This window comes from Nonomuraea lactucae, from assembly GCF_003313395.1.
Lineage (GTDB): Bacteria > Actinomycetota > Actinomycetes > Streptosporangiales > Streptosporangiaceae > Nonomuraea > Nonomuraea lactucae.
Genome location: NZ_QNFZ01000080.1, coordinates 1 through 23,177 on the forward strand (window position 1 = coordinate 1; position 23,177 = coordinate 23,177).

The 23,177-nt window shown below is 69.3% G+C and carries 21 protein-coding genes and 3 pseudogenes; 12 read left to right on the forward strand and 12 right to left on the reverse strand.

All coding sequences use genetic code 11. The features are described from left to right. Nucleotides 1-193: 193 nt before the first annotated feature. On the reverse strand, nucleotides 194-1,054 hold the full coding sequence (locus DQW85_RS06265; protein WP_113699484.1) for a universal stress protein: 861 nt from the start codon (nucleotides 1,052-1,054) through the stop codon (nucleotides 194-196). Between the two features lie 351 nt (nucleotides 1,055-1,405). On the opposite strand from DQW85_RS06265, the gene DQW85_RS06270 reads away from it, so the two are divergent. The 4 genes and pseudogenes from DQW85_RS06270 to DQW85_RS44220 all read left to right on the forward strand — a co-directional run bounded on the left by DQW85_RS06270 (nucleotide 1,406) and on the right by DQW85_RS44220 (nucleotide 4,492). After that, nucleotides 1,406-1,813, forward strand: a complete 408-nt coding sequence (locus DQW85_RS06270; protein WP_113699456.1) for an Hsp20/alpha crystallin family protein — start codon at nucleotides 1,406-1,408, stop codon at nucleotides 1,811-1,813. A 51-nt stretch (nucleotides 1,814-1,864) separates the two neighbouring features. Beyond that, entirely contained in the window at nucleotides 1,865-2,848 is a 984-nt protein-coding gene (locus DQW85_RS06275; RefSeq protein ID WP_113699457.1) for a magnesium transporter, read from the forward strand. Between the two features lie 252 nt (nucleotides 2,849-3,100). Then, complete coding sequence (locus DQW85_RS06280) at nucleotides 3,101-3,985, forward strand: universal stress protein (protein WP_113699458.1); 885 nt, start codon at nucleotides 3,101-3,103, stop codon at nucleotides 3,983-3,985. 136 nt (nucleotides 3,986-4,121) lie between these two features. After that, nucleotides 4,122-4,492 (forward strand): annotated as a pseudogene (locus DQW85_RS44220) (DUF998 domain-containing protein). 14 nt (nucleotides 4,493-4,506) lie between these two features. Here DQW85_RS44220 and DQW85_RS06290 read toward each other — a convergent pair. The 4 genes and pseudogenes from DQW85_RS06290 to DQW85_RS06310 form a co-directional block, all read right to left on the reverse strand. After that, complete coding sequence (locus DQW85_RS06290) at nucleotides 4,507-4,902, reverse strand: hypothetical protein (protein ID WP_205314925.1); 396 nt, start codon at nucleotides 4,900-4,902, stop codon at nucleotides 4,507-4,509. Nucleotides 4,903-5,042: 140 nt separating this feature from the next. Continuing rightward, entirely contained in the window at nucleotides 5,043-5,351 is a 309-nt protein-coding gene (locus DQW85_RS46605; RefSeq protein ID WP_240196965.1) for a hypothetical protein, read from the reverse strand. A gap of 198 nt (nucleotides 5,352-5,549) precedes the next feature. Further along, a pseudogene (locus DQW85_RS46610) lies at nucleotides 5,550-5,675 on the reverse strand (ATP-binding cassette domain-containing protein); the annotation flags it as partial. A gap of 512 nt (nucleotides 5,676-6,187) precedes the next feature. Next, entirely contained in the window at nucleotides 6,188-7,687 is a 1,500-nt protein-coding gene (locus tag DQW85_RS06310; protein WP_162794780.1) for a cytochrome P450, read from the reverse strand. 192 nt (nucleotides 7,688-7,879) lie between these two features. On the opposite strand from DQW85_RS06310, the gene DQW85_RS06315 reads away from it, so the two are divergent. Further along, nucleotides 7,880-8,587: an MDR/zinc-dependent alcohol dehydrogenase-like family protein gene (locus DQW85_RS06315; protein WP_162794781.1), complete on the forward strand. Its 708-nt coding sequence runs from the start codon at nucleotides 7,880-7,882 to the stop codon at nucleotides 8,585-8,587. Nucleotides 8,588-8,612: 25 nt separating this feature from the next. On the opposite strand, the gene DQW85_RS06320 is transcribed toward DQW85_RS06315, so the two are convergent. After that, nucleotides 8,613-9,077 carry a GNAT family N-acetyltransferase gene (locus DQW85_RS06320; protein WP_113699485.1) on the reverse strand — a complete coding sequence of 155 codons (465 nt, stop codon included), beginning with the start codon at nucleotides 9,075-9,077 and terminating at the stop codon, nucleotides 8,613-8,615. 511 nt (nucleotides 9,078-9,588) lie between these two features. Between DQW85_RS06320 and DQW85_RS44225 the strand changes: the two genes are divergently transcribed. Both DQW85_RS44225 and DQW85_RS06325 read left to right on the forward strand, forming a co-directional pair. Next, complete coding sequence (locus DQW85_RS44225) at nucleotides 9,589-9,846, forward strand: hypothetical protein (RefSeq protein WP_162794782.1); 258 nt, start codon at nucleotides 9,589-9,591, stop codon at nucleotides 9,844-9,846. Then, on the forward strand, nucleotides 9,833-11,980 hold the full coding sequence (locus DQW85_RS06325; RefSeq protein WP_162794783.1) for an ATP-binding protein: 2,148 nt from the start codon (nucleotides 9,833-9,835) through the stop codon (nucleotides 11,978-11,980). Before DQW85_RS44225 ends, DQW85_RS06325 begins: the two co-directional genes overlap by 14 nt. Before the next feature lie 144 nt (nucleotides 11,981-12,124). Here the strand turns inward: DQW85_RS06325 and DQW85_RS06330 are convergent, their stop codons facing one another. Continuing rightward, nucleotides 12,125-12,985, reverse strand: a complete 861-nt coding sequence (locus DQW85_RS06330; protein WP_113699465.1) for an oxidoreductase — start codon at nucleotides 12,983-12,985, stop codon at nucleotides 12,125-12,127. A 442-nt stretch (nucleotides 12,986-13,427) separates the two neighbouring features. Here DQW85_RS06330 and DQW85_RS44230 point away from each other — a divergent pair, with 442 nt between their 5' ends. Beyond that, on the forward strand, nucleotides 13,428-14,105 hold the full coding sequence (locus DQW85_RS44230; RefSeq protein ID WP_162794784.1) for a hypothetical protein: 678 nt from the start codon (nucleotides 13,428-13,430) through the stop codon (nucleotides 14,103-14,105). A gap of 438 nt (nucleotides 14,106-14,543) precedes the next feature. On the opposite strand, the gene DQW85_RS06340 is transcribed toward DQW85_RS44230, so the two are convergent. Then, nucleotides 14,544-15,119 (reverse strand): TetR/AcrR family transcriptional regulator, encoded by a 576-nt coding sequence (locus DQW85_RS06340; RefSeq protein WP_113699467.1) that lies wholly within the window; start codon nucleotides 15,117-15,119, stop codon nucleotides 14,544-14,546. Between the two features lie 107 nt (nucleotides 15,120-15,226). On the opposite strand from DQW85_RS06340, the gene DQW85_RS06345 reads away from it, so the two are divergent. Both DQW85_RS06345 and DQW85_RS48120 read left to right on the forward strand, forming a co-directional pair. Then, on the forward strand, nucleotides 15,227-16,714 hold the full coding sequence (locus tag DQW85_RS06345; RefSeq protein ID WP_162794785.1) for an aldehyde dehydrogenase: 1,488 nt from the start codon (nucleotides 15,227-15,229) through the stop codon (nucleotides 16,712-16,714). A 249-nt stretch (nucleotides 16,715-16,963) separates the two neighbouring features. After that, nucleotides 16,964-17,209: pseudogene (locus DQW85_RS48120) on the forward strand (transposase); the annotation flags it as partial. 79 nt (nucleotides 17,210-17,288) lie between these two features. Here DQW85_RS48120 and DQW85_RS46620 read toward each other — a convergent pair. Next, entirely contained in the window at nucleotides 17,289-17,432 is a 144-nt protein-coding gene (locus tag DQW85_RS46620; RefSeq protein WP_240196966.1) for a hypothetical protein, read from the reverse strand. A 344-nt stretch (nucleotides 17,433-17,776) separates the two neighbouring features. On the opposite strand from DQW85_RS46620, the gene DQW85_RS06355 reads away from it, so the two are divergent. Together DQW85_RS06355 and DQW85_RS06360 are read left to right on the forward strand one after the other, a co-directional pair. Then, nucleotides 17,777-18,598 carry a universal stress protein gene (locus DQW85_RS06355; RefSeq protein WP_240196967.1) on the forward strand — a complete coding sequence of 274 codons (822 nt, stop codon included), beginning with the start codon at nucleotides 17,777-17,779 and terminating at the stop codon, nucleotides 18,596-18,598. 118 nt (nucleotides 18,599-18,716) lie between these two features. Continuing rightward, complete coding sequence (locus tag DQW85_RS06360; protein ID WP_240196969.1) at nucleotides 18,717-18,977, forward strand: molybdopterin dinucleotide binding domain-containing protein; 261 nt, start codon at nucleotides 18,717-18,719, stop codon at nucleotides 18,975-18,977. On the opposite strand, the gene DQW85_RS06365 is transcribed toward DQW85_RS06360, so the two are convergent. The 3 genes from DQW85_RS06365 to DQW85_RS06380 all read right to left on the reverse strand — a co-directional run bounded on the left by DQW85_RS06365 (nucleotide 18,872) and on the right by DQW85_RS06380 (nucleotide 23,167). Continuing rightward, complete coding sequence (locus DQW85_RS06365; RefSeq protein WP_240196968.1) at nucleotides 18,872-19,270, reverse strand: AAA family ATPase; 399 nt, start codon at nucleotides 19,268-19,270, stop codon at nucleotides 18,872-18,874. The genes DQW85_RS06360 and DQW85_RS06365 overlap by 106 nt on opposite strands. Before the next feature lie 339 nt (nucleotides 19,271-19,609). Further along, nucleotides 19,610-20,032: a reverse transcriptase family protein gene (locus tag DQW85_RS06375; RefSeq protein ID WP_205314928.1), complete on the reverse strand. Its 423-nt coding sequence runs from the start codon at nucleotides 20,030-20,032 to the stop codon at nucleotides 19,610-19,612. Nucleotides 20,033-20,716: 684 nt separating this feature from the next. Next, nucleotides 20,717-23,167: a cation-translocating P-type ATPase gene (locus tag DQW85_RS06380; protein ID WP_113699471.1), complete on the reverse strand. Its 2,451-nt coding sequence runs from the start codon at nucleotides 23,165-23,167 to the stop codon at nucleotides 20,717-20,719. Nucleotides 23,168-23,177 lie beyond the last annotated feature (10 nt).

The window sequence follows — 23,177 nt, forward strand, 5'->3', positions numbered from 1 at the left end:
CCTCGGGACCGTCGGCCGGGGCGGCCGCCGTCGCTGCGGCCAGGGACTCGACCAACCCGGCTCCCGGCCGGCCGCGCCGGTCGGCCAGCGCGCGGAACGCATCGAAACGCTCGGCTGGGTCCACGGTCGCATACCTTCCCGCTACCGGACGGGCGTGCCTCACTCCCCCGTGCAATGCGATGAAAGAATCTGGTCAAATACCTTTTGTCGGATTACCGGCCTCGGGGACGACTGCGACGGGGCACAGCGCCGTTTCGGTCATCGTTCTGGCAACCGTGCCCAGGAGGCCGGGCGGCCGAATGTGGTCGGCGCCGACGACCAGCAGGCTGGCTCCCTCCGAAGCGGTTCGCAGGCCCTCCCGTGCCGGGGCGGTGACGGTGCGGCACTCGGCATGGACGTCTGGATGCCTGCCTCGCCAGGGCGCCAGGCGCTTGTCCATCTGTTCATGTGCCTCCCCCTCCAACCGGTCGGGGTCCACTGCCCACGTCGTGCCACGCGCATGGATCGCGTGCAGGGCGGTCAGCCGTAGCCTCCGTAGCGCGGCTTCGGCGAAGGCGAACTCCACCGCTTCGTCGGGAGTGTCGGGTGTCAGCCCCAGCACGACCGGACCCGGGTGCGCCTCCGCGGGGATCGGGCCAGGCCCGCGCACGACGACCACGGGCGCCAGCGCGTTGGCCGCGACATAAGCGGCGACGGAGCCGACGACGGACCGGGCCAGCGTGCCCAGCCCGCGCGAGCCCACCACGACGAGGCAAGCGTCTGCCGACAACTCCACGAGCCGCTCGCCCGCCGGGCCTTCGTACAGGTCGGCGACGACATCGGTGACCGAGCTGGACGACCGGGCACAATCCGCGCCGTGGTAGAGCACGTGCTCGGCCGCCTTGCGCAGGTGCGCCTTCGCCTCCTGCGAGGCCTCACCGTACGGCCAACGCCAAGCGTGGGTGACGGTCAGGGGCAAGCCTCTCAGCTCGCACTCGTCCAGCGCCCACTCCAGGGCCTGCATGGAGAAGTCAGAACCGTCGTAGCCAACGACGACCCTCTGTGATCCACCCATGGTCCTCACCTCCTGCCCATCCTCGGTGACTGCCCCTTCCCACCGGCAGGGCACAAAGTCCCGAGGGTTCAAGGGCTAGGGACCCGCGCGCCGGTTCGCGATCTGAAGGCCGCCTGCGAGCGTGCCCCGCTCGCACGCGTGAACGGTGGCGACGACGAGCTCGACAGGGCCGTACGGCTCACCGGCACTCGGACCTTGGGCCCCTTGTGAAGGCGGCGAACATCCGGACGGGGTGGTGCCCACAGTGGGCCCAAAGGCCCTGTGCCTCGATGACGTCCGCCCCTGCGCGGATCACCTGCCCAGGGGTGAGATGGAAGAGCAGGAATCGCCCGAAGACCCACGGAGGTGCACATGGGCACGCCAGTACGCCGGGAGCACGGGGGCCTGTTCCCAGAGCTGTTCGACTGGCTGGACTGGCCGGCCGTCCGCTCCCAGCAGCCGATCAGGTTCGAGGACTACATCAAGGACGGCCGTTACGTCGTGCGGGCCGAGCTGCCGGGCATCGACCCGGAGAAGGACCTGGAGATCACGGTGCGCAACGGCGTCCTCACCATCCGCGGTGAGCGCCGCGAGGAGCTCAAGGAGCAGCACCGGACGGAGTTCCGGTACGGGAGCTTCTCGCGCTCCATCACCTTGCCGCCGGGCGTGGACGAGCAGGACATCCACGCCGTCTACGACAAGGGAATCCTCGAGGTCAGCGTGAAGCTGGCCGAGGAGAAACAGGAGGGCAGACGGATCCAGGTCGAAACCCAGCGCTGATCATCCTTCGGGCCCGCTCTGCCAGGGCGGGCCCCGCGCAGGCAGGCGCGGATGTTGACTGAGCAGCCACAGTCGCCGCCCCGGTTCACCGACACCGCGGGAGGCCAGGCCGTGACCGCGGTCCCGGTGTTCGCACCGGAGACGACCGCGGGTGAGGCATGGGACCGGATGGCGGGCACGCGCTACGACAGCGCCTCCGACATCGTGGTCCGTGACCGGGACGGCTGGCTCTACGGCCTGGTGGCCATAGAGCGGCTGCTGGCCGCCGACCGCGACGCCGCCATGGCCGAGCTGGCGGACCGAGATCCGCCGATCGTGGCGCCGGGTGTGGACCAGGAGGTGGCGGCCTGGCACGCGGTCCAGCACGGCGAGAGTAGCTTGGCCGTGGTCGATCCAGCCGGACGGTTCGTGGGGGTGGTTCCCCGCCGCCGACTGCTGCGGGTACTGCTCCAGGAGCACGACGAGGACATGGCCCGGCTGGGCGGGTACCTGCGAGGGTCGAGCCTGGCCAGGACGGCCGCGGAGGAGCCGGTGGCCAGGCGCTTCGCTCATCGCATCCCCTGGCTGCTGCTGGGCCTGGCCGGGGCGATGGCCTCCACGGGCATCCTGGCCACCTTCGAGGAACGGCTTTCCGCGAACGTCGTCCTGGCGTTCTTCCTTCCCGGCGTGGTCTACCTGGCCGACGCCGTCGGCACGCAGACCGAGGCGGTCGTGGTGCGCGGCCTGTCGGTGGGCGCGTCGATCCGGCGGCTCGCCCGCGGCGAGGCCGTCACGGGGCTGATCATCGGTACGGTCATGGCCGCCGCCTTCCTGCCGTTCGCGCTGCTTTACGGCGATGCGCGGGTGGCGCTGACGGCGGCCGTCTCCCTGTTCGCGGCCTGCTCGGTGGCCTCGGTGCTGGCCATGGGACTGCCATGGCTGCTCAGTCGCCTCGGCCGCGATCCCGCGTTCGGATCGGGGCCGCTGGCGACGGTGGTACAGGACCTGCTGTCCATCACTGTCTACGTAGCCACAGCGTTGATCATCATCGGGTGACCGGGGACGCCTGGACGGCCGGCTGCACGGCGCCTTCGGCGGGATGCTGCTGGCTCTCAGCAGAGCAGGTGATCAACACCTGGCCACAGGACCGGCTCAGGGACTTCCTGAGGAAAGGACGGCAGGCGTGATCCAACATCGAGACCAAGTTCGGGGCCGTAGCGAGCGGTGGCCTAATCCGCTCCGGAACGGCGATACCCATGACAGGGTTCCGGCGCGACGTGGATCGAGGGAGCGTGTGAGGTGACGACTATGACAGAGCCGATCGTCGTCGGGTTCGACGGATCGGAGTCCTCGCTGCGGGCCGTGGGGTGGGCCGGGCGGGAGGCGGGGATCCGTGACGCCCCTCTCCACATCGTCCATGCCGCGCCGAGCTGGTCGATCGACACTCTTCTCGTCCCCGAGCCGCCCGGGTGGGAGGTCGAGGGCGAGGCCGCCGCCCGGCAGCGGCTGAAGGAAGCAGAGATCCACGCCCGGGTTGGCAGGCCGCGGTTGGAGGTCAGCACGCGGATCGTCGCCGGGCCGGCGGGGGACGTGCTCGTCCAGGAGGGCGAGGGGGCGCAACTGCTCGTGGTCGGCAGCCGCGGGCGCGGCGGGTTCGCCGAGCTGCTGCTCGGCTCGGTGAGCCGGCACGTCGCCACGCGGGCGCCGTGCCCGGTGGGCGTGGTGAGGCAGCCGCCGGCCGACGAGCGCGGAGCCGTCGTCGTGGGTGTCACGGGGCGATCCGGCCAGGAGGCCCTGCTGGACTTCGCCTTCCGGGAGGCGGCGCTGCGGCGTGCCGTTCTGCGCGCCGTACACGCCTGGACGCACCCCGGCACGGTCACGCCCTGGTCCGTCGATCCCGCCGTCTACGACATCGAGACCGTGGGGCAGGAGGAGGCGCTGCTGCTGGCGCAGGTCCTCGCTGGGTGGCGGGGGAGGTTCCCGGACGTCGAGGTCGTCCAGCAGGTGGTGCACGAGCACCCGGCCAAGGCGTTGACCGACGCCTCGGCGGAGGCCGACGTCGTGGTCGTGGGGGCCTCGCACGGCGCGTCGCAGGCACTGCTCGGCCTGGGCGGCACCGCTCACGCCGTGCTGCACCACGCGCGGGCACCCGTCATCGTGGTCCGTGGCCGACCAGCAGGCATGAGGCCCTGAAGGGGAGATCCATGAGACCGTGGGCGGAGATCAAGGAGACGCACGCCGCCGTCGTGGTCTTTCTCGGTGATCACACGTCACCGGGCTGCGCCGCGCGCTGTCGCCCGGCGCCGGTGCGAGGTGGGGGCCGATCCTGATGGCGACCTGCGGCGCGTCCCTCGTCGCGGCGGGTGTGATCCCCACCGACCCTGCCCTGGGATACCCCCTGGCCAGCCCGAGGTGTTCACCGTGGTGGTCCGGGTGCATGGGTTGATCGGGCTGGCGCTGTTCGCCTGCCTGAGCGCGGCCGCCTTCGTCTTGGCCCGGCGCGTGGGCCAGAGCAGCCGTGCCTGGGCGCGCTACTCGCGCATCTCCGGTCCGTTGGTGATCGTCTTCGCCGTCGCTGCGGGCCTGGCCTACCGGCTGGAGGTGGCCGGCGTGCTGCGCCCGGCCCCTGCCGGGTTGCTGGAGCATGGGGCGCTGCTGGTCGCCTTCTGCTGGATCATCGCTGACGGCCAACGGGCGTGAGCGGTGGGTGCGAGTCAGCGGGTGTGATCGGCACGGTTCCACCACTGGGCGGTTGTGACGGCACCGGCCACACCGGTGAAAGTCACCAGCAGCACGCCCACCAGTCCGGGCGGGTCTTGGCCAGCGCCGGCGATGCCGGCATACAGGCCGGGTACCGACCACGGGAAGAGCGCGCCGTAGCCGAGGGCGGCGATCACCTGGGCGCAGAAGATGAGACCGAACAGGACGCCGACGGCGGCCAGGTAGCCGCGGCCAGCAGACGGCCCAGACCGGAGAAGGCGACCGTGGCCGACCAGCCGGGCAGGCCGAGTACGACGCCGATGAGCAGGCCCAGCCAGGGCCAGCAGCAGCGCCCAGCAGGCGGCGACGGCGAACTTCGCGGCCACCACCGCGGTGCGGGTGGTGGGCACGGCGAGCAGGTCGGTGGCGGGCCGGGTCGGCGAGGATGAACATGAACATGCCGCACACCAGCGCGGCGATGGTGAACGCCAGCGCGGTGGCCCAGGGCAGGCGGCTGCGAGCGACCTTGAGCAGTTCGGCCCACAGTGCCTCACGCATCCCGGCTCCCCTCCTCTGCGAGCTGCCCGGCCAATCCTGCCTGCCGGGGCCGCTCGCCCTGGATCTGGAGGGTGGGTGGGAGCTGGCCGATCGTGCGCAGGAAGTAGGTCTCCAGGTCTTCCTCCTCGAGGTGCAGCCCGCAGGGCGGCGCGCCGCCGTGCACCAGCACGGTGGCGACCTGATCCGGCCGTGCCAGGGCGCGTTCCTCCGACAGCAGCAGCCCACCCTCAGCGGCACTGGAGCCGCCGGGATCATCGGCGGGCGTTGCGGGTTCGGGGTGGTAGCCGTGCGCGCGCAGCACCGCCGCCGCGGCGTCATCGTCGCGGGTGGTCAGGCGCAGATGGCGGCGTCGGTGGCCTTCCAGCTGCGCGGCGTCGTGTTCGCCGATGAGGCGGCCGTGGTGCAGGATGCCGATGCGGGTGGCCAGGCGGGCGACTTCGGCCAGCAGGTGGCTGGACAGGAACACGGTGGTGCCGTGCTGGTGGGCCAGGTCGGCGAGCAGGGTGCGGATCTCGGCGACGCCGGCGGGGTCCAGGCCGTTGACGGGCTCGTCCAGGATGAGCAGGCCGGGGGCGTGCAGCAGCGCCTTGGCCAGGGCCAGGCGCTGCAGGTTGCCTTGTGACAGGGCGCGGGCGCGGCGGGTGGCGTACGGGTCAGGGCCAGGCGTTCCATGATGTCATCGACCCTGCTCACCCCCCTGTCGGCGCCGCTGCTGGTGCCCGCTACGGACTGCCGGTACGAACCGCCACATCACCGCGTTGAATTGCTGCCGCAAATCCGGAATCGGGCCGCGCTCGCCCAACGGCAGGTAAGGCTCAACCAAGGACCATTCCTCATCGTTGAGGTCTCCACGCGCCATGGCGATGGCCTACCAGGATCGCAGGCCAAGCACAGGTGAATCCTGCTGATCTCAACTCCGTACAGGCCCTAATCGCACAGCGCCTGGATCGCCTCCTGGAACGAGCACCCCAAGCCCTTCGTCTGGACGAAGACCCCTGAAGAGATCCTCGACGCTCTCGTACTGTCGACGTATTTCCGACTCAGGACACAGAACCCCGACTTGAAGCGGGTGGGCGCCGCTGGCCTTGCTGCACGCGGACCTCATCGCGGCCATGTCCGCGTCGGCCATCATGCCGATCATTGCGTGGTGGCGCGCGGCGTGCCCGCCGCCGGCGGGACCTTGCGAGGCCGCAGCCGGATGCGGAGGTTCTTCGGGGACATGGTGAAGTCCATGCGCTCACCGACCGGACCGGCTGCCGTGTCGGACTCCAGGTCGAAGTTGCGGCAGACCATGGAGGTGAGGAGGGTCGCCTCGAGCATGGCGAGGTTTCGCCCAGGGCAGAAGCGCGGACCGGCGCCGAACGGCAGGAACGGCTGAGTGTCCGGCCCCGCCGCGGTCTTGTCGTCGAGCCACCGCTCCGGCCGGAACGCCTGCGGGTCGGGGAACCTGCGGGTGTCGCGGTCGGCTCCGTAGACCAACAGCGCGATGATCGGCGTCCCGCGCCCGACCTGCAGATCCCTCGCGGTACCGGAGATCACCACATCCTGCAGCGACTGCAGGAACAGGAACGGGGCGACCGGGCGCAGCCGGGTCGCCTCGTTCACCACGGCTTCGGCGTACCTCAGGCGCCCGACCGTGGCTGGGTCGGGGGCGAACTCGTCGTCGCCGAGCACCTCGTCGGCCTCGACCCGGACCCGGTGCTGCACCTCGGGATGCTCGGCGAGATAGTGCACCGCCCAGGCGGCGGTCGACGAGGTGGTGTCCTCGCCGGCGAGCAGCATCGTGAGGACGTTGCCGAGCAGCTCGCGTTGGGTGAACGCCTCCTCGCCCTCGATCGGCGCCACCAGCGCCTCGAGGAAGTTGGTGGGCGGGGCGCCGGTCGCCATCCGCCGCTTGGCGTCGGCGAAGCGGTCATGCACGAGGTCGCCGATCTCCCGGACCGTGGCGTCCAGCCGCCGGTCGCGGGGAAGCCGCAGGACCCGCCAGTACGGCACCGGCGCGGTTATGCGGCGGGCGATTTCGGGAAAGATCAGCGATATCCGGCTGTGCAGACCGTCGCCGCGCTGCTCCACCGCGTTCAGGTCGTGCCCCATCGCCAGGCCGACGGTCACGTCCAGGGTGTACCGCTTGAGGTCCCGCAGCGGCGCAACCCGCTCGCCCGCGACCGCTGCGGCCAGCCAAAGGCGCTTCAGCCGCTCGGTCGCCCGGGCGATCGTGGTGAAGTACTCCCGTAGGTACGCGGCGTTGAGGCTCTGGATCGCCATCCGGCGCAGGCGGCGCCATCTCGGGCCCTCGGCGCTGAACACGCCGTGGCCTCCGAGCTCGTCCAGGATATTGGCCATCCGGCTATCTCGGCGGAAGCCGTCCGGCCGCTCACGCAGGATCGTATTGATCACCTTCGCGTCGGCCGTCGCTATCGCCTGCCCGGTGGCGAGCTTCACCCGGAACGTCGGCCCGTACCGGTCGCACCAGGCGTGCAGGACCCGATGCGGTACCCCGCCGCGAACGAACTCGGGCAGGTTGCCCAACAGCGGCACGCCGGGTGGGCCCGGCAGGTCGCGGATGGTCAGCGCGCGCGTGGTCGCGGGGCTCGTCGGTGCTGCGTTGGCAGCCGGCCCCTGTGTAGGTTTGCCCATGCTTTCAGCATGTCCGGCTTGACTAGTCACCCCACAGGCCATCCGCTGCTCAAAGCGGCGTCCACCCTGGCCGGCCCACGCCCGAGGGTGGAACAGATCACTCGACGTGCCCATTGGATCCGGGCTACCGGCGGTCCATTGAACAGTGGACCGCCATCGCCTCAGCCAGCGCTTGGAAGTCAGGCTGGTCCCGTGAGCCGCGGTGACACCCTGGTGATGGCCCCGAGTACCGCGGCCGGCCCTACGTCGGTCCGTATGCGGCCAACACACGCCGGCACCTCGGCCGCGGACGATCGCGTGGTCGTCGTCGGTACCCGCGGGGTGTCACTGTTCGCGCTGCAACTGGCGCAGGTGGCCGGGGCCGCGTGTTCGCGGCCGTCCAGCAGCCGGGCGAAGGGCGAGCGGCTTCGGCAGGTCGGCGCGGCCGGCGTTGTGACCATGACTGACCCGGGCTGGCCTGGGCGACTGGCCGAACTGTCCGGCGGCTCCACCAAGGTCGTCAACACGGTCGGTGCCGGCATCACCAACAAGTGCCTCTGCGTCGCCATCGGCAGCGCCCGGATGCACGGGGACCTGAGCGACTTCATCCAGCGCCACGGCATCCACCCGGTCATCGACCGGCGCATCCCATTCCACATCCTGCCGGAGGTTTACCAGGCCCTCGGCTCCCTGCACCTCTTCGGCAAGGTCGTCATCGACGTCACCGGATCGACCCGCTCACTCGTCACCGCAAAGGAATCAGCTCGTGCCCTGGGGGCCTGGCGCCACGCGGTCAGTCGGGTTTCGATCAACGCCCGGCCGGCACCGGACAAGCGGAACATCGTGCTCACCAACATCGATATACGAGTCCGCCCTTGCCACCACCAAGCCGAATCAAACGCCCAGTCAGGCCAACGGTGACCTCGACCGCGCGGCGGGGCGCCGGTTACAGCGGTAGGCGCATCCTGATCGCGGTCGTCTCGTATCCAAGCGACTCGTACAGCGATCGTGCGACCGTGTTGCTGCCAAAGACGTTCAAGCCGAGTTCGGTGGCGCCGTGCGCCCGCGCCTCTTCTTCGGCGAGCCGCATGGCGCGCCGGCCGATGCCCTGGCCACGTGCCGTCTGCTCAACCTCCACTCCCCACACCCACCACCGGCTGGGATCACCATCCGGCCCGACGCCGATCCAGAGTTCCCCGACCGGCAGGCCGTCGACGTCCACGCGGAACATGTGCTGTCCCGGTGCCGGCTGGCCGTTCGGAAACAACTCGTCGAGCTGCTGACTTGCGATCCGCTCCGCGGCCTGCTGTTCCATGCCGGACGAGACCTGGTCCGCGATATACCGCTCGCGGATCCTGGCAAGCGAGGCTGACAGTTCGGCTGATGGCATGGGTCGCAGGGTGACGTTCATCCGGGACATGCTAGGCCATCGTGTACGTCATGGTTGTCAATCCCCTCGAACAGTGCTGGTCACATCCGTCGCGGCACCCGCCATCACCGATGCTGATGACACGCTTGCTGTCCGGCAGCGTGTCGTACGCCTCCCGTGGCGTGTCCACATTTCGCACCATCGAGAGGCTTCGCCGTGAACGCGCTCGTAATCGCCGCCAACGGCACCCTTACGTCCTGCGCCGGACGCAGCCGAGCGGGCCGTGGCCGAATGAGCGCGATCGTCGAGCTGCGGCGGCGCTGTATTGTTGCTTGCGGACGGGCGAACCGCCGCACCGCTTATCCGGGTTACCCGGGCCGCCGAGCTGCGTCGCGGCGATTGAGCCCTGACGGTGGCCGCCGCCGCCCGGGGGCGTGGGCTTCTTGCTGGCGCAGCCCGCCGTGAAGGCGGGCGCTCGTGTGGTTGCCGCAGCCGTTATGAGCCGCTATGAGCAGGGCGGCGGTCGCGCAAGAGTAGTGGCGGGGAGGTGTGCGTGGACTATCTGAAGCCGGGGTGGCCGGACCAGATCCGCACGGCGGTCGGGAAGATCGACGTCGTCTTCGAGGTGGCGGCGGCGACCTCGGCCGTTCGGCGTTCGCGCTGCTCGGTAGAGCGGGCGCATGCTGAGCCATGGTTTGCCTACGGTGAACCGTCGGGGATCGACCAACAGGCGGCGGCTGAGCGCGGCGCCGATCAGATCGGAATGCCCATGGTCGCTGAGAGCGGAGGGAGATTCGTTGCAGGCGCATAGCACTCGGCTCCGTCTCAGCGAGGAGGACGTACTCGGCGCCGATCACGTCGGCACGAAGACCACGACGGCCGCAGACCCGGCGACGGCATTGGAACGCCAGCTGCGCGAAGCTCGCCTGGACGCGTTCGTAGGTCGCGCCGACCACCTGGCCGCCTTCAACGCCGTTCTCGACGACGACATGCGATCGTTCACCGTGCTGTATCTGCACGGCCCCGGCGGTATCGGCAAGTCGACGTTGCTGCAGCGTTTCGCCGACGAAGCCCACGAGACCCGGCGCCTGGTGATATCCATCGATGCCACCGCCCAGGGCGACGCCGCTCGCGACCTGGCCGGTGCTGCGGGCGGACAGACTCCAAGCGCAGCACGCCCGATCGTACTGATCGACAATCTTGACCTGCTGCAGAACCCGCAGGATTGGTTGCGCGCCACCGTGCTGCCGGCCTTTCCCCGCGGCGCTCTGGTCGTCGTGGCCGCGAGCAGGCCGCCGGCTGTAGCGTGGCAGGCCGACCCAAGCTGGAGTGGCCTGCTGGCCATTCGCGCCGTCGACCCCTTGTCCGGGGCCGAGGCGGACGCCTTGCTCGGTACCCAGCGGATACCGGACGAATTGCGGGCATATGTCCACGCGTTATGCGGCGGAAACCCCTTGGCGCTCCGGGTGGCGGCGCAACTCCTGTCGGCCGGTCCGATTCCGGAGGAGGCCTTGGGCCTGGCGATGTCGCACGCGATCTTCGACCGGGTCGTCGGCGTACTGCCCTCGCCCAAGCATCGACAGGCGCTCCGGGTTTGCGCCCACGCCCTGTGGACGGACGAGGAACTGCTCCGGGCCACGGTGCCGGGCGCGGACGCCCAGTTGTTCGAATGGCTGCGCCAACAACCATTCATGCGGTCGGACGCCCACGGCATCTTCCCGGACGGTGTGGTCCGCAACGTCGTCGCGATCGAATCACGGTGGCGTGGCCGCGGCCAGTTCGACACCACGCAAGCCATGGTGCGCGACTACCTCGTCCAGCGGGCGAGGACCACGCCCGCGGCAGCCGTTCTGCCGTTGGTAGCCAATGTCCTCTTCGTCGAACGCCGCAGGATTACGGCCCCCTCGGCGTTTCATCGCATGCGGGAAGCGCAACTGGAGGAGCACGGCTGGCGTGCCGGCGACCGCCAGCAGGTGCTGCGGATGGCGACGGAGACGGAGGGTCCGGAATCCGCGCGCCTGGTGCAGTACTGGCTCGATCGCCAGCCGGGGGCCTTCACCGTCTACCGCCGGCCGGGGAATGCGCAGGCCGTCGCGTTCCTGTGCCGGCTGCGGTTGGCCGAGCCGACCGCCGAGGACCTCGCCACCGACCCCGTCGTCGCCACGGCCTGGTCGCACGCGCGCCGGGCGATGCCGCTGGAGCCGGACAACCGTATGAGCATCGTCCGCTTCTGCGTGGACCCGAACTCCTACCACGGGCCGTCCGAAGCGATGGACCTCATGCAGTTGCGGTGCGCGGCGACCCTGATGCGCGACGACTCGCTCCTCTGGACGACGATCGTTACCCCCGACCCGCGATGCTGGGCGCCCCTGCTCGGCCAGTTCCCGCCGCAGCGCGACGCCGGACGGGTACGCGTCGGTGCAGGCGAGTACGTTCTTGTGTCGCAATGCTGGAAGGCGGCATCGCAACCGCCGGGAGAGCGCCCGGTCGGCGGTCTTCCGCTCACCTGGCGACGCCGCCAAGCGACCTCGTTCTCCCGTACCGAGTTCGATCAGGCGGTCCGGCTGGCGCTGCGTTCCTGGCGGCGACCGGACCTGCTGTCGGACAGCGACCTGGTCCGCAGCCGAATCGTGCGGGACAGGGCAGGCGTTGACGCCGTCACCGGCATCCGGCAGGTGTTGTCCGCCGCTCTGGAGACGATCGGCAGCGATTCCCGTCAGGCGAAGTCGCACCGAGTGTTGATAGCGACGTACCTGCGTGGCGCCCCTACCCAGGAGGCCGCGGCCGAACGGCTCTCCTTGCCGTTTAGTACCTACCGGCGACACCTGGCCCGCGGCCTCGAGATGATCTGCGACTTGCTGTGGAAAGCGGAGACGGACGCGATCGACCTCGACGACCGTGACCACACCGGTGCGACTCCGACGGACGAGGTTGACCGGACATGAGCGGCAAGTGACGTGGTAAGGGCTCGCAGAGAAATAAGCCGTGGCTTCCCGGATTTGTACTCGTTGGGCGGGCACTGCTGGTAGGCGGCGGCGCACGACCTTCTCCCTCTACTTCTTCCTACTTCGTCGAGATCACCGCCGAACTCACCCAGGGCCCGAGGACGCCGTCTTGGTGTCGTCGTGGTCGGTGGACAGTGCCAGGCGCCGCCAGGCTGCGGATTCCTGCTGGAGCTGTGCGATCTTCTGCTCCAACGCCGCGACGCAGTCGCTGCCGAGTTGGGCGCGAAGGGGTGGGGTGTCCGCGTTCGCGAGCGCGAGGATGGCTGCGGCACCCTTGACCGGGTCACCGGGTTGGGTGTGGTTCATCGCGGGGATCGCACTACGCAGGACGCCGGAGGTGTGCGCGTAGTCGCCGATGACCGTGTCCTCGATGTGCAGGCTGCTGGCGTCGAGGAAGTCGGTGCGGAAGCTGCCCGGCTCAACGATCGTGACATCGATCCCTAGAGGTGCCAGCTCCTGATGCATCGCCTCGGAGATCCCTTCCACGGCGAACTTGGTGGAACAGTAGATACCGAAGGCGCCGGAGCTGCTGAATCCTCCGAGCGAGCTGAGATTGAGCACGCGGCCCGACCGTTGTCGGCGCATCACCGGCAGAACAGCACGGGTGACGTTGAGGAGACCGAACACATTCGTGTCGTAAACTGCGCGGACCGTTGCATCCGACGCCTCCTCGACCGCACCCAGCACGCCGCGCCCAGCATTGTTGACCAGGATGTCGATTGTCCCGAACGCCGCCGTCGCGGCCGCGACGGCGGCGCGGGCCTGGTTCTCCTCCGTGACATCCAGCGCGGCGGCGAGTAGCCGGTCTGGGTACTGCGGCAACGCCTTCTCGACGGCCTCGTGGTCACGTGCGGTCCCGACGACGTTGTGTCCGCGTTCCAGCGCCTGGCGGGCGATCTCCAGTCCGAAACCTCGCGAAGCGCCGGTGATGAACCACGTGGTCATGCCTTACTCCTCAAAATAGCGGTCTTTGCACGCTGGGATGCTGCATTGATCAGCTGCCCATCTGACAGGCCATTTGATGGCCAATGTCGCTGTCAATAGTTGCTCTCGCGACCGGACTCCAACGCCGTGACAAAATCCGTCTACTTGGAGAAGCGGGTTGATCGTCGTCGTCATGATTGGTGATGGTGACGGGTCCCACAGCTTCTCGCCCATCGGCCTACTGCATGCGGTGCTTAAGTTAAGATGTTCCTGTTCCATTTGTTACGGAAGGGAAGGTCGGATTTATGCAGGTGCCTAACGGTAACCACCGAGAGTGCGTGATGACCTACACACATCACCGGGACACGAATGGCTGGCGCAGGCCGAAGGTGGCTAACCGGGAACGGTCACCCGGATCACTCATGGATGTGCTCCACCGCAGCCAAGTTCATGGAGCGATCGTTTGGGCACGCGTATGACTGGGACACTGAGCATCGCTCCAGTCACTGCCGCCAACCGCGACGCCGCGTTCGCGTTTCATCAGGCCAGTCTCGGCGAGTTTCTGTTGCCCCTTGCCCCCGAAACGTTCCGGCATGTCGTCGATGCACGCCAACTGTTCGCGTTGGAGCAGCCCATCGGGATCGCCGGACTCTGCTACGTCAAGCCCGACAGCAAGCACGTCGACGACGTTCCCCGATGGGAGCTGGGCGGGCTCTACCTCGCTGACACCATGCGTGGGCTGGGCCTCGGCGTGGCGCTGAGCATGGTCGCGATCGCCGCCGTCACCCACGCGGATCCTAAACCGATCATGGCCTACGTTCATCAGGATCACCGCGATCCGCTGGGTCTGGCCATCCATCGTCTCGGGTTCGTCCCCACCAGGCAGACGATCCGCCTCGGTCCCGACGAGGCGCGCGGCTTTCTACGCCGTGACGCTGCCGGGTTCGCGGTCGCCGATGTTCTTCGCCTGCCCGAGGCCGCATTGACTCGCGTCGCTGATTGGCTGGAGGGCTTCGACGGCAGCGTCGCTGGGCGCGACGCTCATACCTCACTTCGACTCGCTGATGGGCTGTTCCCTTCCGGCTTGAGCGAGATCGCATCCGACCTGCGCCGAACGGCAACAGCCGAACCCGACGGCTGACCACCGCGTCGCGGGTCATGGATCTCCATCGCTCGATCCCGGCGAGGAGGACACGGGTGACGTCCTTGTTCACTCCTGGGCTCCGATGGGGTGGCGCGATACTCCTCCCTGGAGGAGCGTCGTATCTGCTCCACGTTCCGCCGATCTCGGTGAGGAGGCGGGTGGTGGTCTCGTCGTGGTGGCCAAGGGCGTCGGTGCGGATAGGCCGTCCGGCTGGCCCGGGCCGGTGGCCGAGCTCGGCGGGCATGCGTGACCGGGCGGCCCTCGAACACGACACGGCGTACCAGCAAACATCTGCCATGAAACGTCAGCAGGGCGTTAGCGCGGCCCATCAAGACCTCCATGCGTTGGCGAAGTCAGCAACTCCACTACGACCGGGGGTCTTCTTCTTGATCAACTACCTACGCCACGTATCACCAAGATCTCGGCCAAGTACATCTAGCGCGGGGTGCACAGCCGCCGGGCGGCCTCCACGATGGCGGCGCGGTGGGCGGCGAGGCGCTCTGGGGAGTACGGATCGCCACCGCCCGCGGCGGTGAGCAGATCGACCGGGCTGATCAGCCAGCTCTGGGCGAGCCCGATGACCAGGACGAGCAGGTCGGTCGCCGGCAGGTTGCCGGTCGCCTCGCTTGGTCCGCCGCGGGTCATGGCCTCGATCTTTTGGGCGTAGACTTCGGCCGCGTCGGGCCCGGCGGACGGGCGCTGGAGGTGGCGCCACAGGTGCATGCGCAAGGCCTGTGGCTGGCCCACCATGTAGTCGAACATCCGGCCGGCGTACCCCGGCAGGTCGTCCTCGGTCAGCGGGACGGCCTCGATCAGCTCGGTGATCACTCGGTGGAGGGCGGCGGTGAACAAGCCCTCTTTGTCGCCGAAGTAGACGTATATGGAGCGCTTGTTGGCGTCGGCCGCCTCGGCGATCCGCTCGATGCGCGCGCCGGAGAGTCCGTACACGGTGAACTCGTTGATCGCCGCGTTCAGGATCCGGGCCCGCGTCGCCGCGGAGTCGTAGGGCATGGTCACAGCCTAAGGTAGATAACCGGTTGTTGACAAAAAGGCATGCCTGTGGCTTCATTGGTAAACAACCGGTTATCTACCTCGACCTCTCGTTAAAGGACTCTGAGTTGACCATCACCCCGACCGCCGGGACCGCCTTCGTCACCGAGCGTGAGCTGTTCATCGGCAACAAGTGGCGGCCCGGTTCCACCGGTCAGCGCCTCACTGTGATCGACCCCGCCACCGAGCAGCCGGTGGGCTCTGCCGCCGCCGCCTCGGCCGCCGACATCGACGCCGGGGTGGCGGCGGCGCGGGCCGCCTTCGACCACGGCCCGTGGCCCCGCATGTCCATCCAGGAGCGCGCCGCCGTGCTCGTCCGGTTCGCCGAGGAACTGGAGAAGGACGCCGAGGCGGTGACTGAGCTGCTGGTTGCCGAGACCGGGCTCATTCTGGGGCAGAGCAGGGGCGGGGCGCTGACGATGCCCGCCATGCTGCGCTACTACGCCGGCCTGGCCAACACCTTCCCGCTGGTGGAGAAGCGCGTCGGCGTCACCGGCGTCACCGCGCGCATCGAGAAGCGGCCGGTGGGCGTGGTGGCGGCGATCGTGCCGTGGAACGCCCCGCTGGCATTGGCGGCCTTCAAGTTGCCACAAGCCCTGCTCGCCGGCTGTACCGTGATCATGAAGCCCTCGGAGGACACCCCGCTCAGCGCCGGCTACTTCGCCGACGCCGCCCTGCGGGCAGGTTTGCCCGCAGGGGTGCTCAACATCCTCCCTGCCCTGCCGACCGAGAGCGACCTCCTGGTCCGGCACCCCGGCATCGACAAGATCACCTTTACGGGCAGCACCACGGTCGGCCGCGCCATCGCCACCTCGGCTGCGGACACCCTTAAGCAACTCACCCTGGAGCTGGGCGGGAAGTCCCCGGCGGTGGTGCTCGACGACGCCTCGCTACAGCGGGTCGTCGACACCATGGTGCCCGGCGTTACCAGCAACAACGGCGAGGTCTGCACCAACCCCAGCCGCCTGATTGTGCCCGAGCACCGCAAGGACGAGATCGTCGGCGCGCTGGCGGAGGCGTTCGCCGCCCTCGTTGTCGGCGACCCCCGTGACCCGAAAACCGATGTCGGCCCGATGATCACCCGTAGGCACTACGAGCGGGTTATGGGTTACCTCGCCTCCGCGACCGAGGAAGGCGGCCGCTTCGCCGTTGGCGGCGGCCGGCCGCCCGGTCTGGATACCGGCTTCTATATCGCTCCCACGATCATCACCGACGTCTCGCCCGGGGCCCGGGTGGCCCAGGAGGAGATCTTCGGCCCCGTGCTGACCGTACTCACCTACCGCGACGAGGAGGAGGCCGTCCGCATCGCCAACGGCACGGAGTTCGGCCTGTCCGGCGCGGTGTACAGCGAGGACTTCGACCACGCCCTGCAGACGGCCCGCAAGATCAATAGCGGCACGGTGAACATCAACAACAGCATCACGATCGACATCGGCGTGCCCTTCGGCGGTGTCAAGCAGTCGGGCTACGGCCGCGAACTCGGCCCTGAAGGGCTCGGCGCCTTCCTGAACACCCACGTCATATTCCTCGACGGCGAACCTCTACGCACCCTCTGAGTAGGAGGCGTAAGGCGCGGCGGTACGACCGCCGCCGGCCATGGAGCGTCCATGGCGCCCGGACGCTCCATGGCTCAACCCTGCCGCGCCGCGACGCTAAGGAGGTGCCTGCTCACTTGCCTTCTGGGCGATCGTCCAGGCGGCGAGCCGGACGCGGGGGTTGAAGCCGAGTTATGTGAGAATCTCACATTGGGACAACTCGCCCGCTGGTGTGGCCCGTGTTACGTGGAGGTGGATTGCTGGATTGTCATGCCACTCGATGAGAGGAAAGTGGCATGGGGACGACGGGGCCACCCGCCGGAGTTCCGGCGCAAGGTGCTGGACCTGCTCGAAGCAGGACGCACGGTGTCCGATCTACCCCGTGACCCGGACATCAGTATCCAGACGATCTACACCTGGCGGCGGCAAGCCCGCATCGACCGTGGCCTGGAGCCCGGCCTGCCCAGCAGCGAGAAGGCCGGGTTAGCCGCTGCCGAACGTCGTATCGCCGAGCTGGAGACCGAACTCCAGGCCATCCAGTGTCGGCGGCCGGGGGGCGTGATGACGACTGCACACCACACCATCGACGTCGCGGTCAGGGTAGCGCCGTCGTCACCACGTCGACCTTCGGTCGTTCTTGATAGGCCCGATCCTCTCCTGCGGCGAGCACGGTGGCGCAGCCCTCACGCATCCACTTCGCCACCTCGGCATAACGCCCGTCCCCGATCTCACCACCCATCGCGGCATGGCATGGCCCACCATGAGCGGCACCTCTCGGAGCGCCGCTTCCCTGGCGGCCCCGCTGACCACCTCGAGCCCGGCCTGCGATCCATCGACTCACACAATGATCATGTCGGACCTCCTGAGCTCCACTGGAAAGGCCGCTTTCAGGATCGAGCGGCGCCCGCCGAGCGGAAACTCGGCGCTGCCCGGCGCATTGGTTACTCTGCGGCGCGTCGCGGAGTGGCGGCCATCTGGGTCAAGCTTTGACTGGGAAAGGCAAAGCCTTCTAGGCCAGGCCGTTGTGGCCTGCCGTACGGCGCTGTGGTCTGCAAAGAGTGGAATGTGAACGAGACAAGGGGCGTGGTCATCGGCTATGACGGCTCCGACTACTCGATGCAGGCGCTGGACTGGGCCATTGACGAGGCCGAGCTGCGAAAACTTCCCCTCACCGTCTGCCACGCGTGGCAGTGGCCGTATGGCAACGGGGATCAGGCGGCCCGTGACTCGCTGCGCCACGCGGCCGAGCACGTGCTGTGGCACGGCGCCGACTGCGCACGTGCCAGCTCTCCCGGTCTGGACGTGCGGCCTGACCTGTATGAGGGCTCGGCGACCGGGCGCCTGGAGGAGTTGTCGGCCGATGCCGGACTGCTCGTGGTCGGCTCCCGGGGACTGGGCGCTGTGGCCAGGGCGGTGACCGGGTCCGTGGCAGCCCATGCGGCGGCCCACGCGCAGTGCCCGGTCATCGTCGTCCGCGGGAGGGGCTCGCTGCCTCGCAGGCCTCACCAAGGGCCGATCGTGGTGGGTCTGGCGGACGACGGCAAAGCCGACGCGGTGCTCGGCTTCGCCTGCGCGGAAGCGGCCATGCGCGGCCTCCCGGTGCTGGTGGTGCACGCCTGGCACCAGCCTCCGGTTGCGTGGGGAGGTATGACGTTGCCGATACCTGATCCTCTGGCCGTTCGGAACGCGGCCAATAGCTGGATGGCGCAGGCCCTCACGCCGTGGCGGGAAAAGCAGCCGAAGGTCCTGATCGAGGCGCGTACGACGCAGTCACGGGCGAGTGAGGCGCTCGCCGCCGTAACCGACGCGACCCTGGTGGTCGTCGGGAACCCGCACGGACGGTTCGGCTCCGTGCCGGCGGCCATGTTGCGGCATGCGCGCTGTCCGGTCGCGATCGTGCACTAGATGCGCCCTCCCGCCGGCATGATCCGACTCTCGCAGCCCACCTAAGGGCATCCGCTGCCGATACCCGGGAAACGGACATAACGAAATTGCTTGGCGCCACGATGGTGACCTGGTGACCGTGGCCAGCCGCCACGGACACGCGACGCTGCCCGCCCGCATCACGGACGCCGCCGCACCCGGCCAGCTCTTCTGTGCCTTCCACTGCACGGCCAGCCGGGTGAACGCCCTCACCTCTGATCACGCGGACACGGTCACCTCGCGCCGAGTACAAGGTCACCGCCGTACGGTCGGCGCCAGCGCGTCAGGCCGACGCGACAGCGAATCCGATCTCCGGGCGACCCGCCCCGAAGCCCCTGGAAGCGAGGGGCCCTCCAGATGAGGGGTGCGGCGACGGCCCTGCTGGCGCTGGCGTCGTTCGCGGGTGTCCGGTGGCGGATGGACCGGTACCGCCGGTCCCCGTTGATAGGGCGCGCTCGCGTCGAGTCCTGCCAGTTCCCTGGAGATTTGGTCGCCGTGCAGCAGCGTGTAGCCGAGCCGGTTGGCCAGCGTGCTGCCGAGCGTCGACTTCCCGCTCCCAGGTGGGCCACCGACCAGTATCAGCGTGACCGCTCCGGCCTCCAGATGACGCAGCGCGAGCTCGGCCAGCCGCCGTGCCTCCCGCCCGGCGTCCACGTCGCCCCTCGCGCAGGTGATACATCTCCAGCACCTGCGGGTGGAAGGCGGCGCTGCCCCCGTGTGCGGCGGCTCGCAGAAGTCCGGGTCCGTGGGTACGACCTCGCGTGGGTACGCCTCGGCCGGCACGCCGTCCCTGCGGCTGCTTCCGGTAGGCGGCTCCAGCGGATAGCGCTCGGCGAGCGCACCGCGGCGGAGCTGAAAGAGCGTTAGCGTGCCCTCAAGCACGTCACCCTCAGCCCGAGCCGGATAGGCGACATCGCCCGCGCCGCCCTCGTCCTCAACGGCCGGTGGAATATGATCTCCGTTGAGAGAACCTCACTGGCTGGCCTGCTCTTCCTAGGGCTCGGCGGACGAGCCGGCTAGCGCGCCACGCGGTAGCGGAGGTAGACGACTCTCGAGCACGATCTTCACAGCCGCCTGCACAATCCGATCCCGAACAGCGGGGATCGACAACGGGCGATACTGATCCTTCAGCCCCGGCTTCGGGATCAGAACCCTCCGCGCCGGCAACGGCCGATACCGCCGCTCCTGCAGTTCGACAGCCACCTCCTCCAGGAGCCGGTCGACTCCGTACTCCTCGACCTGGGCCACAGTGGTCTTGTCGATGCCCTGTGCGCCGTTATTGGTGCGTACCGCAACCCACGCGCGCTGCAGCACGTCTCTGCGGCAGACCTTGTCGAACAGCGCATGAAGACCTCCGTCCGGGATCAGCCTTGGCCGCCCGGTAAAGCGCATGCTGCAGGGCACGGACCGGATCACGCGGAACCCGCGGCTCCCCTGATCCCTTCCGGCGGGACTAGCCTGACCGGCACTCACCGGGCCCCTCCCTGGACAGTCGCTGCGCATCGACGAAGCAGCGGCCCTTCCCTCACCTCCGGTTGTGTTGTCCGGCCGGCCAATAGCGGTACTACCGCCGCCTCCGACGCCCACCCGGACCCGCCCACTTCCCGGCTCCGACCGCCGCAGGCTTCGCTTCATGCTACGGACCGCATCGTCGCTCCCCCATGAACAGGGCCTATGACGCTGGGCTTCGACCCCGCCCGTTTCCAGACGAAGCCGCCAGCCTGCTACCGGGCCTCCTGGTAGCTACCCGGACCGGACTTCCACCGGCAAGCGACGACGAGCTTACGAACAGCAAGATCCACCGCTATGTCACGGCTCACCTCCTGTTCTGCTGGGCGCACGAGAAAACCTCAGTGCGCTCAGGACGCGGGAGCCAACGACGAGCGTGGCGCCGCTGGAGAGCTCGACGAGGCGCTGGGCGGCGGGGCCTTTTCTACAGGTCGGGTCTCGACGCGAACACCCGAGCTGCTGGCGCGGGCGGCGCCCTGCCACACCACGTGCTCCGCCGCCCTGCGCAGATGTGCCTTGGCCTCCTCCTCCGGTTCGCGGTAGGGCAGGCGTGGGAAACAATCAGGGGCATCGCCTGAGAGACGTTGGTCCCTACCCGCTTCGCACCCGCTTGGCTCGCCGGGCTTTGTGGGCGGCGTCGGCCAGGATCATGGCGGGGATCGCGAATGCGGCCAGCGCCCAGCCGATCGGCGGCGGGAACGAGCCGCCGAGCACCCCGGCGAGGGGCTGCAGACCGAGGAAGAGCAGCAGCATGACCGCCTCGAAGGCGAGCGCGCCGAGCAGGAGCGGGTTGGTGCGCCAGCGCAGCCGTCCGATCCACCGGGATTCGCTGCGGCAGGCGAAGGCGTTGGCGAACTGGCCGAGCACGACGGCGGCGAAGGCCGTCCCCGATGCGGCGGCCAGGAGAGCGGGACTCGGGACGGTGCCGACCTGCCAGCCGCCCAGCAGGAGAACGGCGACGAAGGCGCCCATCTCGGCCAGTGCCTGGGCAGGGCCGAGGACACCGAAGACGCGGACCAGCAGGCGGCGGTCGACGAGGTTGCCGGTGCGTGCCGGGCCCTGCATCGTGCGGGGGTTGGCGGGTTCGGCGCCGAGGGCGAGGGCGGGCAGGAGGTCGGTGCCGATGTCGAGGGCGAGCACCTGCAGCACGCTCAGCGCGAGCGGGACGGTGCCGCCCGACAGCGCCCAGACGGCGAACGGGGTGAGCTCGGCGACGTTGTCGGTCAGGTGGTAGGTGAGGAAGCGGCGGATGTTGGCGTAGGTGGCGCGGCCCAGTTCGACCGCGGTGACGATGGTGGCGAAGTGGTCGTCGAGCAGCACCAGGTCGGCGGCTTCTCGGGCGACGTCGGTGCCGGAGGCGCCCATGGCGATGCCGATGTCGGCCTCGCGCAGCGCGGGGCCGTCGTTGACGCCGTCGCCGGTCATCGCCACGACGTGGCCGCGCGAGCGCAGGGCGCGGGCGATGCGCAGCTTGTCCTCGGGCGTCACGCGGGCGACGACCACACCGTCGCGGTCGAGCAGCTCGCCCAGCGCCGCGTCGTCACCGGGCAACTCGGCGCCGGTGACAATCAGTTCGTCCTGGCCGAGCAGGCCCACCTCCTCAGCGATAGCGCGGGCGGTGCCGGGGTGATCGCCGGTGACCATGGCGAGCTTGACCCCGGCGATCCGGCACTTCCAGATGGCTTCGGCCACGTCGTCCCGGGGTGGGTCGTACAGCCCGATCAGACCGAGCAAGGTCAGATCGCGTTCCTCTGTCCCGTCCGCCCGGGCGACAGCCAGCACTCGCAGCCCTTGCGCGCTCATCCGGGCCAGTGCTTCCTCCACACCCGGTACGTCGCCGCAGAGCGGGAGCACGGTGTCCGGCGCGCCCTTGAGGTGCAAGCGGCCGTCGGCCACGACGGAGGCGCGGCGCCTGACCGGGTCGAAAGGGAAGCGCCGGGTGATCTCGCCCGACAGGTCGGCGCCGAGCCTCAGCGCCTCCACGTGTAAGGCGACCTCCATCGGGTCGCCGACCGGTTTGCCGTCGCTCAGCCGGCCGGTGGAGCTGAGCACGGCCGAGCGCATCACCTCGGCACGCGAATGCGCGGGCGTCCACACGTCGGCGACGGTCATCTCGTTGCGGGTCAGCGTGCCGGTCTTGTCAGTACAGATGAACGTGGCCGAGCCGAGCGTCTCGACCGCCTCCAGGTGGCGGACCAGCGCATTCTTGGCCGCCATGCGTTGCGCTGCACGGGCCAGCGAGAGGGTGACGGTGGGCAGCAGCCCTTCGGGGACCAGGGCCACCGTGACGCCGATGGCGAACAGGAAGCCCTGCCCGGGCTCCATGCCCAGCAGCAGGGCCAGCCCGAAGAACGCCACCCCGACCGCCAGCGCGATCCCGGCGACGATTCTGACCACCTTGCCGAGCTGCACCGCCAGCGGGCTCGGCGGCCGGCTGGCCTCCCGGGTGAGCTTGGCGATCGCGGCCAGCCTGGTGCGCGGGCCGGTGGCGGTCACGACGGCCTCCGCCTGGCCCTCCACCACGAACGTGCCCGCGTGAGCGCGGTCCCCGGTCTCGGGGCGGACCAGGCGGCTCTCCCCGGTCAGCATCGACTCGTTGACGGCGAGCGCGTGCACTGCCGTCAACTCCAGGTCTGCCGAGACACGATCGCCGGCCTCCAGCAGCGCTACGTCGCCGACCACGAGATCGGCCGCGCTGACCAGCAGACGTTTGCCGTCCCGGCGGACCACCGCATTGGCCGGGATGAGCTCGCCCAGCCGCTGGGTGGCCTTGTCGGCACGGTACTCCTGGGCGAAGGCGAACACCCCGTTCAGCAGCACCACGATGACGATCGCCACGGCCAGCTGCGGCATCCCGGCCAGCAGAGCGAGCCCGGACGCGCCCCATAGCAGCAGGGCGAAGAAATGCACCATCTGGCGCAGGAGCAGCATCACCGGAGGGGTACGACGAGCAGCCGGAAGCGTGTTGGGCCCGTCGGCGGCCAGCCGGGTCCGCGCCTCGGCAGCGGTCAGCCCGGGCCTGGCCCGGGACACGGTAGTCATGTCGGCCAGC

What these genes read in the sequence shown, in the direction of transcription:
- DQW85_RS06330 (WP_113699465.1), bottom strand. Translation starts at nt 12,985, where the DNA reads ATGACCACGTGGTTCATCACCGGCGCTTCGCGAGGTTTCGGACTGGAG.
- DQW85_RS06310 (WP_162794780.1), bottom strand. Translation starts at nt 7,687, where the DNA reads ATGGGCAAACCTACACAGGGGCCGGCTGCCAACGCAGCACCGACGAGC.
- DQW85_RS06380 (WP_113699471.1), bottom strand. Translation starts at nt 23,167, where the DNA reads ATGACTACCGTGTCCCGGGCCAGGCCCGGGCTGACCGCTGCCGAGGCG.
- DQW85_RS06270 (WP_113699456.1), top strand. Translation starts at nt 1,406, where the DNA reads ATGGGCACGCCAGTACGCCGGGAGCACGGGGGCCTGTTCCCAGAGCTG.
- DQW85_RS06320 (WP_113699485.1), bottom strand. Translation starts at nt 9,077, where the DNA reads ATGAACGTCACCCTGCGACCCATGCCATCAGCCGAACTGTCAGCCTCG.
- DQW85_RS06340 (WP_113699467.1), bottom strand. Translation starts at nt 15,119, where the DNA reads ATGCCCTACGACTCCGCGGCGACGCGGGCCCGGATCCTGAACGCGGCG.
- DQW85_RS06265 (WP_113699484.1), bottom strand. Translation starts at nt 1,054, where the DNA reads ATGGGTGGATCACAGAGGGTCGTCGTTGGCTACGACGGTTCTGACTTC.
- DQW85_RS06280 (WP_113699458.1), top strand. Translation starts at nt 3,101, where the DNA reads ATGACAGAGCCGATCGTCGTCGGGTTCGACGGATCGGAGTCCTCGCTG.
- DQW85_RS46620 (WP_240196966.1), bottom strand. Translation starts at nt 17,432, where the DNA reads ATGGGTGGTGAGATCGGGGACGGGCGTTATGCCGAGGTGGCGAAGTGG.
- DQW85_RS06275 (WP_113699457.1), top strand. Translation starts at nt 1,865, where the DNA reads ATGTTGACTGAGCAGCCACAGTCGCCGCCCCGGTTCACCGACACCGCG.